The sequence below is a fragment of the Pantoea sp. EKM103V genome (assembly GCF_011800365.1).
Taxonomy (GTDB): Bacteria; Pseudomonadota; Gammaproteobacteria; order Enterobacterales; family Enterobacteriaceae; genus Pantoea; species Pantoea anthophila.
This window is the reverse complement of the sequence record NZ_JAALFQ010000001.1, coordinates 654196-666139: the sequence shown is the minus strand read 5'-3', so window position 1 is coordinate 666139 and position 11944 is coordinate 654196. Positions and strand designations below refer to the sequence as shown.

Here is an 11944-nt window from a genome sequence, read left to right as displayed (position 1 = left end):
CGCATCGCGGGCCTTTTTACGCATCAACACCGATTACACTTTACGGAAAATCAACGAACCGTTGGTTCCGCCAAAGCCAAAGGAGTTACACAGCGTGTATTCCAGGCCGGTAACCTGACGTGCGGTATGAGGCACGAAGTCGAGATCGCAGCCTTCATCCGGATTGTCGAGGTTGATGGTCGGTGGAATCGCCTGATCGCGCAGCGCCAGAATCGAGTAGATCGCCTCCACCGCGCCTGCCGCACCCAGCAGGTGACCGGTCATCGACTTGGTCGAGCTGACCATCACGCTCTGTGCCGCCGCACCAAACACGGATTTCACTGCCTGCGCTTCCGCTTTGTCACCGGCCGGCGTTGACGTGCCGTGCGCGTTAACGTAGCCGATCTGCGCCGGATCCAGCTGAGCGTCCCGCAGCGCGTTGACCATCGCTGCCGCCGCACCAGAACCGTTTTCCGGTGGTGATGTCATGTGGTAAGCGTCGCTGCTCATGCCGAAACCGACGATTTCTGCATAGATCTTCGCGCCGCGTTTTTTCGCGTGTTCGTACTCTTCCAGCACCACGATACCGGCACCGTCGCCCAGCACAAAACCATCACGATCTTTATCCCACGGACGGCTTGCCGCCTGCGGGTTATCGTTACGGGTTGAGAGCGCACGTGCAGCACCAAAACCGCCCACGCCCAATGGCGTACTGGCTTTCTCTGTGCCACCTGCCAGCATCACGTCAGCATCGTTATAGGCGATGATACGTGCAGCATGACCGATGTTATGGACGCCAGAAGTACAGGCTGTCGCAATAGAGATGCTCGGACCTTTCAGGCCATACATGATGGTGAGATGACCCGCCACCATGTTAACGATGGTTGAAGGCACAAAGAATGGACTGATTTTGCGCGGGCCACCGTTGACCAGGGAGGTATGATTCTCTTCAATCAGACCCAGGCCACCGATGCCGGAGCCAATCGCTGCGCCCATACGGCCTGCATTTTCCTCGGTCACAACCAGACCGCTGTCCTGCATGGCCTGAATACCAGCCACGATGCCGTATTGGATGAATTCGTCCATCTTGCGCTGATCTTTGCGCGAGATGAAATCATCACAATTAAAATCTCTTACCAGACCTGCAAAACGCGTTGCATAAGCACTGGTATCAAAATGGTCGATCAGGGTAATGCCGCTCTGACCGGCAAGGAGAGCACTCCAGGTAGACTCTACGGTATTGCCGACAGGAGACAACATGCCAAGACCAGTCACAACTACACGACGCTTAGACACGTTCGTCCTCCAGGGAGGGGAAATAGGAACTATGTGGGACAAACAAAAAAATCAGGCGGTCGAGCGACCGCCTGAAGATATTCATTAGCCTTTATGGCTATTGATGTAGTCGATCGCTGCCTGAACGGTAGTGATTTTCTCAGCTTCTTCGTCTGGAATCTCAGTATCAAACTCTTCTTCCAGAGCCATCACCAGCTCAACGGTATCAAGAGAATCGGCACCCAGGTCTTCTACGAAAGATGCAGAGTTGGTGACTTCTTCCTCTTTCACACCCAGCTGCTCACTGATGATTTTCTTAACGCGTTGTTCGATATCGCTCATACTATTTAATTTCCTATCAAAACTCGCTTTCGCGATGGTTTTCGTAGTGTATAAAATGGTGAAAAAGATGCAACAAAATCCCGGCTGGTCTAACCACGATTTTGCGTTATTTTGCGGTTTTAACCGCAAATAATGCAAATGATTTCGTGATTTATCAGACCATGTACATTCCGCCATTGACGTGCAGCGTTTCACCTGTGATGTAGGCTGCTTCGTCAGAGGCTAAAAATGCCACAGCATTGGCGATTTCCTGCGCTTCGCCTAAGCGACCCGCTGGCACTTCCGCCAAAATACCGGAACGTTGATCTTCGTTCAGTGCCCGCGTCATGTCAGTCTCAATAAAGCCTGGAGCCACGACGTTGACGGTAATGCCACGTGACGCGATTTCGCGCGCCAGTGATTTGCTAAAGCCAATCAAACCCGCTTTTGCTGCTGCGTAGTTTGCCTGGCCCGCGTTACCCATGGTGCCGACAACGGAACCAATGGTGATGATACGGCCCACGCGCTTTTTCATCATGGCACGCAGAACCGCCTTAGAAAGGCGGAATACCGATGTGAGGTTAGTATCCAGGATATCCTGCCACTCATCGTCCTTCATGCGCATGAGAAGATTGTCACGCGTAATGCCTGCATTATTGACTAAAATATCCACTTCGCCAAATTCAGCGCGAATATTCTCTAAAACGCTGTTAATGGAGTCAGCATCAGTCACATTCAGTAACAGGCCCTTGCCCTTGTCGCCAAGGTAAGCACTGATGGCGTCGGCGCCACTCTGGCTGGTTGCAGTTCCGACGACTCTGGCACCGCGTGCCACCAGGGTTTCTGCAATCGCACGACCAATGCCGCGACTCGCGCCGGTAACCAGCGCAACTTTACCTTCAAAGCTCATGATTTTCCTCTTATTCCTTTCCGAGTGCAGCGTTCAGTGAAGCCGTATCGTTCACGGCAGCAGCGGTCAGGGTATCGACAATGCGTTTGGTCAGACCGGTCAGGACTTTGCCCGGACCCATCTCCAGCAGGTGCGTCACACCCTGTGCTGCCATCGCTTCCACGCTTTCGGTCCAGCGAACCGGGCTGTAAAGCTGACGAACCAGCGCATGGCGGATAGCCGACGCGTCGGATTCTGCTTTGACATCGACATTATTAATGACCGGCACCGCTGGCGTATTAAACGTTATGCCTTCAAGCGCCACCGCCAGTTTGTCGGCAGCGGGCTTCATCAGTGCGCAGTGGGAAGGCACGCTGACCGGCAGCGGTAAGGCACGCTTGGCACCCGCGGCTTTACAGGCAGCGCCTGCACGTTCAACGGCTTCTTTGTTACCCGCAATGACCACCTGGCCTGGCGAGTTGAAGTTTACCGGCGAAACAACCTGGCCCTGAGCACTCTCTTCACAGGCCTGACGGATAGCGGCGTCATCCAGGCCAATAATCGCCTGCATTGCGCCCGTGCCTTCCGGCACCGCTTCCTGCATCAGTTTGCCGCGCAGTTCAACCAGTTTCACCGCGTCAGCGAAGTTGAGCACGCCTGCACACACCAGTGCCGAGTACTCGCCCAGGCTGTGACCGGCCATCAGAACGGGCTGTTCGCCGCCCTGCGCCTGCCAGACACGGTAGATAGCTACTGAGGCAGTCAGCAGGGCTGGCTGAGTCTGCCAGGTTTTATTCAGCTCTTCAGCCGGCCCCTGACTGACTAACTGCCACAGATCGTATCCCAGCGCGTCAGAAGCTTCACGGAAGGTCTCTTCAACCTGCGGATAAGTGGCTGCTAATTCAGCCAGCATGCCCACGGTCTGTGAACCCTGACCGGGAAAAACAAATGCAATTTGCGTCATCTTTCGTTCCTGTCAATCAAAAGCGAACCAGCGCAGAACCCCAGGTGAATCCACCACCAAAGGCTTCCAGCAGAATAAGGTGTCCGGGTTTGATGCGGCCATCACGAACCGCTTCGTCCAGTGCGCTTGGCACCGAGGCGGCAGAGGTGTTGCCGTGGCGATCCAGTGTGACGACCACTTTATCCATGGTCATGCCGAGTTTTTTCGCGGTGGCGCTGATGATGCGCAGGTTAGCCTGATGCGGCACCAGCCAGTCCAGCATTTCACGATCGAGATTATTGGCCTGCAGCGTTTCGTCAACGATGTGGGCCAGCTCGGTTACGGCGACCTTAAAGACTTCGTTGCCCGCCATGGTGACATAGGCAGGCTGATCCTGATGCGCGCGATCCTGATAAGGCAGGGTCAGCAGCTGCGAATAGCGACCGTCGGCGTGCAGATGGGTAGAGATGATCCCCTGCTCTTCGCTCTGGCCCAGCACAACCGCACCCGCGCCATCACCGAACAGGATGATGGTGCCGCGATCTTCCGGATCCAGCGCGCGCGCCAGCACATCAGCACCAATTACCAGCGCATGTTTTACGGCGCCATTTTTGATGTATTGATCGGCCACGCTCAGTGCATAGGTGAAACCGGCGCAGGCGGCCGCAAGGTCAAACGCCGCGCAGTCTTTAATCTCCAGCATTTGCTGGATCATGCAGGCGGAGCTCGGGAAGGCATGGCTGGAAGAGGTTGTGGCGACAATGATCAGCCCAACGTCATTCGCCTCAATGCCGGCCATTTCCAGCGCGCGCTGAGCGGCGCTGAATCCCATGGTGGCGACGGTTTCGTCAGGTGCAGCAATGCGACGCTCACGGATGCCGGTACGGGTAACAATCCACTCGTCCGACGTCTCCACCATTTTTTCCAGATCGGCATTGGTGCGAACCTGGCTGGGCAGATAACTGCCCGTACCGATAATTTTGGTATACATCTAGGCTTTGTCACTCCTGGCTAATACAGCATCAAGGCGCGCAGCAATTCGTTCGGGAATTTGCTGCCTCACCGCCTGCTCTGCCTGTTCTATCGCCACGGCGAAGGCGTGTTGATTTGCTGCGCCGTGACTCTTGATCACTGTTCCGCGCAATCCTAACAGACAAGCGCCATTGTACTGGTCGGGGTTGAGATGCCCGAAGCGCTTTGCCAGACGTTTCTGAACCCAGCGCCCCAGCAACTGAAGCCACCATGACCGTTTTTTGCCTTCCCCTGAGGACTTCAGCAGAGAAAGAAACATTCTTACCACGCCTTCCATCGTCTTCAGCGTGACGTTCCCGACAAAACCGTCACAGACCATGACATCGGTTTTACCGGTCAGCAGCTCATTACCTTCGAGGTAACCAATATAGTTGATGTGCGGTGATTCTCGCAGCATAACCGCGGCGTCACGGATCGTTTCCAGCCCTTTGGTCTCTTCATGACCGATGTTGAGCAATGCAACACGGGGCTGAGAAATCCCCAGTACATACTCGGCCATCACGGAACCCATCACGGCAAACTGCACCAGCATCGCACTGTCTGAGTCCACATTCGCGCCCAGATCGAGTACCACCGTTTTACCCTGCTGCTGATGCGGCAAAACGGACATCAGCGCCGGACGCTTAATGCCGTCCAGCGGTTTTAATAAGAGTGTCGACAGCCCCATCAAAGCCCCGGTATTACCGGCGCTGATACAGGCCTGGGCACGTCCCTCTTTCACCATCTCCAGCGCCACACGCATTGAGCTGCCGCGACTGTTCCGGATGGCCTGAGCGGGCCGCGCATCACTTGCAATAACCGATTCGGCAGGGATAACCTGCAAACGCCCCATCAGGGAGGAATCCGCTTTGGCAAGCAATGGCATGAGAGTGTCGGGATGTCCGACAAGAAGAAGGAATAGTTCCGAATGAGAGGCCAGTGCCTGCAATGCTGCAGGCACTGTCACGCAGGGACCGAAGTCCCCGCCCATGGCATCAATCGCCAGGGTCAAACGTGTCAAGGTATCGCCTTGCTAAGCAAGAAACTTACTTAACGATAACCTTGCGACCGCGGTAGTAACCGTCCGCAGTGATGTGGTGACGCAGATGAGTTTCGCCAGAAACTTTATCTACTGACAGAGCAGCAGTGGTCAGCGCATCGTGCGAACGACGCATACCACGCTTAGAACGGGTGGGTTTATTCTGTTGTACGGCCATGGACCTTACTCCTATTACTTACGCTTTAAACTGGCTAATACGGCAAATGGATTTGGTTTCTCCGCCTCTGCAGGCAGTTTGCCAAAGACCATGTCCGCCTCGGACACTTCACAGTGTTCAGAATCGTGCACCGGAACGACCGGCAGCGCGAGGATCAGTTCATCCTCAACAACCGCCAGCAGATCGATCTCACCAAATTCGTTGACATCGACCGGCTCGTACGCTTCCGGCAATGCTTCGGCCTGCTCTTCAGAAGAGACGGGACTGAAACAAAAACTGACTTTTACGTGATGGGGAAAGGTCTGGTTGCAGCGCTGACAACGCAACGTCACCTGAACTTCAGCAGTACCCGTCAGTACCGCCAGACGTTGGCTATCAACCGCGAACGACATGGCACAATCCACATCACTGTCCACACTAACGACCGACTCGGCCACACGCTCCACCTGTGCAGATGTGTAGACACCCTGATAATCAAGGCGCTTCTGAGCGGTGCGGACAGGGTCCAGCGTTAGGGGTAATTTTACCTTTTGCATAGGGCGCGCATATTAACTTTGTAATGTCATAGAGTCAAAGAAAAAGGCCGTTAAACAGCATCTTTCAACCACTATTCGCATCCAGTGCGGCGCACAGTTTAAAATGACTGTCACCAATTCGCTATTACTATTGAAAAAAAATGACGCCATCGATTCTTTTAGCTTCGACCTCCCCCTTCCGACAGGCGCTGCTGCGCAAGCTGGGGCTGCCTTTTATTACGGCTGCGCCAGAAGTAGATGAGTCGCCGCTGCCGGGTGAATCGGCGCAGGCGCTGGTGACGCGACTTGCCAAAGCCAAAGCGCAGGCACTGGCAGAAACCTACCCCGGTCACTGGATTATCGGCTCTGACCAGGTCTGTGTACTGGATGGCGTGATTACCGGAAAGCCTCACACCGCAGAGAAGGCGCGGGCGCAGCTGCGTGCCGCCAGCGGCAAAGCGATCACGTTTTATACCGGCCTGGCACTCTGTCATCCCGCCAGTGGCACACTGCTGCAGGAGTGTGAACCTTTTGTGGTGCATTTCCGCACCTTAACCGAGGCAGAGATTACCGGCTATGTTGAGAGGGAGCAGCCGCTTCAGTGTGCGGGCAGCTTTAAAAGTGAGGGGCTGGGAATTTGTCTGTTTGATCGACTGGAGGGGCGCGATCCCAACACACTGGTCGGCCTGCCGCTGATTGCGCTCAATGCAATGCTGCAGCAGGCCGGCATCAATCCTTTAACCGCGTGATGCCTGAGCACTCACCCTTTACGCTGACGTAACCTGAGCAGACACTGCTTCAGGCCTTCGTCCAGCGGCGCTTCCACCCGCATCACGTCGCCCGTGCCCGGATGGGTAAAGGTCAGGGCCGCCGCGTGCAGGAAGAGGCGATTTAAGCCGGTTGCCGCCAGCTGACTGTCAAAGTCACGTTCGCCATAGCGATCGTCAAACGCGATAGGATGACCGGCGTGCAGCGTATGCACACGAATCTGGTGCGTGCGACCGGTTACCGGGCTGGCTTTCACCAGCGTGGCAAACTCAAACCGCTCTTCCACTTTAAAGCGGGTTTCAGAGGGTTTGCCTTCGCTGCTGACGCGCACCACGCGTTCGCCGCTCTGCAGGATATTTTTCAACAGCGGAGCCTGAACCACTTTCAGGTGTGACGGCCAGTTGCCGCGCACCAGCGCCAGATAATCCTTCTGCATCCCCTTTTCGCGCAGTTGCTCATGCAGGGAGCGCAGCGCCGAGCGCTTTTTCGCCACCAGCAGAATACCGGAGGTGTCACGGTCCAGGCGATGCACCAGTTCCAGGAAGCGTGCTTCGGGACGCAGTGCGCGCAGGCCTTCGATGACGCCGAAGGTCAACCCGCTGCCTCCGTGAACGGCGGTGCCGGAAGGCTTGTTCATCACCAGCAGCGCCTCATCTTCATACAGAATGGCGTCAGCCAGCGAGGCCACTTTTGCCAGCTTCGGTGACACGGCCTCGTCATCGCGTTCGGCGACCCGCACCGGTGGAATGCGAACCTCATCGCCCTCCTCCAGCTTATATTCGGGCTTGACGCGCTTTTTATTCACCCGCACCTCGCCTTTGCGAACGATGCGATAAACCATGCTTTTTGGCACACCCTTGAGCTGGGTGCGCAAAAAGTTATCAATGCGTTGTCCGGCATTTTCAGCCGTGATGGCGACAAAGTGTACGCCCGGATTCTCTGTTTTCATGGCGGCGATTCTAAATAGTGTCCCCTGATAGCGCCACCCCTTTTTCTGTGCTTAACTCTGGGGTTAATGTGGCGGCAGGTCGCCTCCCTGCTGACTTTTTCAGCAAAGCGCTGCTTTGTCCGACACATTAATAAGTTAAATGTAAAGAAACTTCACAAGCTGGCTAAAGTCGCCTTGCTATATGAAGGTTAGCAGTGGAATAATGCTTGAGTTTCTTACCTGAAGCATTTCAGGGCAGAAAAAGAGCGAAATTGTCATTTTGCCGGATTGAGCAGACACGCAGCAATGGCGTAAGACGTAATGCGAAATCAGGCACTTAGCGGGCTGCGGGTTGCGGCCTGGACAACAGTATGGGATGCACGGGTTTTTTAATTGTCTCAGGCATTTCCACTATCTGGTGCTGTTTTCCCTTATGAAAAACAGGCCACCGACGTTATTTGCGCCCCTCGCGCGGTCGACAGCCGTGAGGTTGACGACATTGCACTAAGTCACGGGGCCATCGGTTGATACTCGTCCAGGGTAACTATGCCCGCAGCTGTAATCACTCATGAAAGAATAACGAGTAAGTCACGATGAAAAGAATGTTAATAAACGCAACTCAGCAGGAAGAGTTGCGCGTTGCCTTGGTTGACGGTCAGCGTCTGTACGACCTGGATATCGAAAGCCCCGGACACGAACAGAAAAAAGCCAACATCTACAAAGGTAAAATCACTCGCATTGAACCCAGCCTTGAAGCTGCGTTTGTCGACTACGGCGCAGAGCGTCACGGTTTCCTCCCGTTAAAAGAAATTTCCCGCGAATACTTCCCCTCCAGCTACAACGCGCATGGCCGTCCCAACATTAAAGATGTGCTGCGTGAAGGTCAGGAAGTCATCGTTCAGATCGATAAAGAAGAGCGCGGCAACAAAGGCGCGGCGCTGACCACCTTTATCTCGCTGGCGGGCAGTTATCTGGTGCTGATGCCGAACAACCCGCGTGCAGGCGGTATCTCCCGCCGCATTGAAGGTGACGACCGTACCGAGCTGAAAGAAGCCCTTTCTGCGCTGGAGCTGCCGGAAGGTATGGGCCTGATCGTCCGTACCGCAGGCGTCGGCAAATCTGCCGAATCGCTGCAGTGGGATTTAAGTTTCCGTCTTAAGCACTGGGATGCGATCAAAAAAGCCGCAGAGAGCCGTCCGGCGCCCTTCCTGATCCATCAGGAAAGTAACGTGATTGTGCGTGCCTTCCGCGACTATCTGCGTCAGGACATCGGTGAAATTCTTATCGATAACCCGAAAGTTCTGGAGCTGGCGCGTCAGCACATCGCTGCGCTGGGCCGTCCGGACTTCAGCAGTAAAATCAAGCTCTACACCGGTGAAATCCCGCTGTTCAGCCACTATCAGATCGAATCGCAAATCGAATCCGCGTTTCAGCGCGAAGTTCGCCTGCCGTCCGGTGGCTCCATCGTCATCGACAGCACGGAAGCACTGACCGCTATCGATATCAACTCAGCCCGTGCGACACGCGGCGGTGACATTGAAGAGACCGCGTTTAACACCAACCTGGAAGCGGCCGATGAGATTGCCCGTCAGCTGCGTCTGCGCGACCTGGGCGGGCTGATCGTTATCGATTACATCGATATGACTCCGGTTCGCCATCAGCGCGCCGTCGAGAATCGGCTGCGTGAAGCGGTCCGTCAGGATCGTGCCCGTATTCAGATCAGCCACATTTCACGTTTTGGCCTGCTGGAGATGTCACGTCAGCGTCTGAGCCCGTCACTGGGCGAGTCCAGCCACCACGTCTGCCCGCGCTGTAGCGGCACCGGCACCATTCGTGATAACGAATCACTGGCGCTGTCGATTCTGCGTCTGATTGAAGAAGAAGCGCTGAAAGACAACACCAAAGAAGTGCACGCGATTGTTCCGGTTCAGGTGGCCTCTTACCTGCTGAACGAAAAACGTGAAGCGGTCAACGCGATTGAAAAACGCCAGGGTGGTGTGCGGGCGATCATCGTTCCTGATGACAAGATGCAGACCCCACACTACTCCGTGCTGCGCGTGCGTAAAGGTGAAGAGACGCAGACCCTGAGTTATCACCTGCCGAAGCTGCATGAAGCTGAGATGGCGATGCCATCGGATGAGGAGCACTCTGAGCGTCGTCGTCCTGAGCAGCCAGCTCTGGCCGCCTTTGTGATGCCTGATGCGCCGCCGGCCCCGGTTGAAGTCGCCCCTGAAGCGAAGCGTACCGAAAGCAAGCCCGCAGCAAAAGGCGCGCCGGCGGTGGCACCGTCAGCGACCGTCAGCACCGGTTTCTTCGGACGCCTGCTGGGTGGCCTGAAAAAAATGTTCGCGGGCGAAGAAGCCCCTGCTGCTAAGCCTGAGACCGCTGCCGTTGCTGAACCGCAGAAAGCCGCAGAAAGTGAGCAGGAGCAGAGCGCTTCCCGTGGCGGCGAGCGTCGCAACAATAACAACCGTCGCAACAACAATCGTCGTGAACGCACGCCGCGTAACGGTGACAATGCACAATCACGCGAAGGCCGTGAACCGCGTGAAAGTCGCGAGCCACGTGAACCGCGTGAGAGCCGTGAGCCACGCGAAAGCCGCGAGCCGCGTGATGGCAACGATAATCGCCGCAACAAGCGTCAGTCTCAGTCTGGCGAGACTCGCGAAGAGCGTCCGGCACTGAGCGAAGAAGCGCGTCAGCAGCGTGAAGAGCAGCAGCAACAGCGCCGTGAACAGCGTGCTGAACGTCAGCGTCGTCGTCAGGAAGAGAAGCGCGCGGGTGAAGAAGCCGCTAAAGTCGCTGAGCAGTCAGCCGTGGCAGATGCGCCGGAAGCGACTGAGGCACAGGAAGAGGAACGCGTTCAGGTTATGCCGCGTCGTAAGCCGCGCCAGCTGAATCAGAAGGTACGCGTTGATGACAACCGCCAGCCTGTGGCAGCGGATGCCAGCGACAATGCACAGCCTGCCGAAGGGCGTCAGCCTCAGCCGGCCGACGTTGCTCAGCCGCAGCCCGAACTGCAGAGCCCTCAGACTGACGATCAGGATGACAACGAAAACCGCGACGGTGCGAATATGCCGCGTCGCTCACGTCGTTCACCGCGTCATCTGCGCGTCAGCGGACAACGTCGTCGTCGTTACCGTGATGAGCGTTATCCGACGCAGTCAGCAATGCCTCTGGCTGCGGCAGCAGCCTCGCCTGAGATGGCGTCCGGTAAAGTCTGGGTTCGCTACCCGGTAAGCCAGGCCAGCGAAGAGCAGGTTCAGAATGTGACGCATGAGACACCGGCGTACAGCCCTGAAGAGAGCGCAGAAGCCACTGCGCTGCCGGTCGCGGCTGCGGCTGAATCCGCAGTACAGGCAGACGTCTCTGCAGAGCAGGCTGCGCCGCAAGCCGATGCGCCAGTTCAGCAGGCTGAAGCCGAAGCTGACGCCGCAGTACAGCAGGCTGAGCCACTGGCAGAAACGCCCGTGCCGGTGGTGAACACTGACGACACCCGTGCTATTGAAGCACCGGTTGATCAGCAGCCTTCTGTGGTCCCCGCTGCAGACGAAGCAAAAGCAGAAGTGGTCGCGGCTGAAGCCGTTCCTGCTGAACCGGTCACGGAAACCCCGGTTGCGACCTCTGCGGATACCGCACAGCCAGCTGACGTTGCTGAGCACGCTGCCGTTGATGTCAGCGAAGCGATTGCCGCCGAGGTTGAAGAGGTTCTGAAGGCTCCGGTCGCAGCCGATGCTGACACCGCGCCGGTTCAGGAACCTCACGCACCGGTTGCCGCGCGCGATGTTGCGCCTGCAGCTCCCGTGACCGCAGCCGAGCCGGTAGCAGCCGCGCCTGCTGCTGATGCGGTAGCCAATGACGGCACGCGCTGGAAGCACTTCGCCTCTGCGCCAATGACTAAAGCCCCGGCGCCAGCCTGGCAGTCAGAACCGGCTCCGCACAGTGACTGGGTACGTTCACCGTATCAGTTCGACGGTCGCGGTTCGGCAGGCGGTCACAGCGCCACGCATCAGGCAACAGCCCCGGCAACCAAGCCGTAATCTCTCAGCAGTTGTCATCTGAACCCCGGCCTTAGCCGGGGTTTTTTTATGGCTGCCA

The 11944-nt window shown here is 56.5% G+C and carries 11 protein-coding genes; 2 read left to right on the top strand and 9 right to left on the bottom strand.

Translation table 11 applies throughout. The annotated features are described in order from the left end of the window. Positions 1–33 precede the first annotated feature (33 nt). From fabF to yceD, 8 genes are all read right to left on the bottom strand, one after another. On the bottom strand, positions 34–1275 hold the full coding sequence (gene fabF, locus HFD97_RS03310; protein ID WP_009090861.1) for a beta-ketoacyl-ACP synthase II: 1242 nt from the start codon (positions 1273–1275) through the stop codon (positions 34–36). Between the two features lie 84 nt (positions 1276–1359). After that, entirely contained in the window at positions 1360–1596 is a 237-nt protein-coding gene (gene acpP, locus HFD97_RS03305) for an acyl carrier protein (RefSeq protein ID WP_003849865.1), read from the bottom strand. A gap of 154 nt (positions 1597–1750) precedes the next feature. Continuing rightward, positions 1751–2485, bottom strand: a complete 735-nt coding sequence (gene fabG / locus HFD97_RS03300) for a 3-oxoacyl-ACP reductase FabG (RefSeq protein WP_009090862.1) — start codon at positions 2483–2485, stop codon at positions 1751–1753. Positions 2486–2495: 10 nt separating this feature from the next. Continuing rightward, a complete protein-coding gene (fabD, locus tag HFD97_RS03295) occupies positions 2496–3428 on the bottom strand; it encodes an ACP S-malonyltransferase (protein WP_046101599.1) in 933 nt (310 codons plus the stop codon). Positions 3429–3444: 16 nt separating this feature from the next. After that, on the bottom strand, positions 3445–4398 hold the full coding sequence (locus tag HFD97_RS03290) for a beta-ketoacyl-ACP synthase III (protein WP_009090864.1): 954 nt from the start codon (positions 4396–4398) through the stop codon (positions 3445–3447). Next, entirely contained in the window at positions 4399–5439 is a 1041-nt protein-coding gene (gene plsX / locus HFD97_RS03285) for a phosphate acyltransferase PlsX (protein ID WP_009090865.1), read from the bottom strand. A gap of 25 nt (positions 5440–5464) precedes the next feature. Then, a complete protein-coding gene (rpmF, locus tag HFD97_RS03280) occupies positions 5465–5635 on the bottom strand; it encodes a 50S ribosomal protein L32 (RefSeq protein WP_003849870.1) in 171 nt (56 codons plus the stop codon). 14 nt (positions 5636–5649) lie between these two features. After that, on the bottom strand, positions 5650–6171 hold the full coding sequence (gene yceD / locus HFD97_RS03275) for a 23S rRNA accumulation protein YceD (protein WP_009090867.1): 522 nt from the start codon (positions 6169–6171) through the stop codon (positions 5650–5652). Between the two features lie 140 nt (positions 6172–6311). Between yceD and HFD97_RS03270 the strand changes: the two genes are divergently transcribed. After that, positions 6312–6899: a nucleoside triphosphate pyrophosphatase gene (locus tag HFD97_RS03270; protein ID WP_167431007.1), complete on the top strand. Its 588-nt coding sequence runs from the start codon at positions 6312–6314 to the stop codon at positions 6897–6899. 11 nt (positions 6900–6910) lie between these two features. Here HFD97_RS03270 and rluC read toward each other — a convergent pair whose 3' ends face one another. Further along, positions 6911–7867, bottom strand: a complete 957-nt coding sequence (rluC, locus tag HFD97_RS03265) for a 23S rRNA pseudouridine(955/2504/2580) synthase RluC (RefSeq protein ID WP_058957501.1) — start codon at positions 7865–7867, stop codon at positions 6911–6913. Positions 7868–8439: 572 nt separating this feature from the next. On the opposite strand from rluC, the gene rne reads away from it, so the two are divergent. Beyond that, complete coding sequence (rne, locus tag HFD97_RS03260; RefSeq protein ID WP_167431008.1) at positions 8440–11886, top strand: ribonuclease E; 3447 nt, start codon at positions 8440–8442, stop codon at positions 11884–11886. Positions 11887–11944 lie beyond the last annotated feature (58 nt).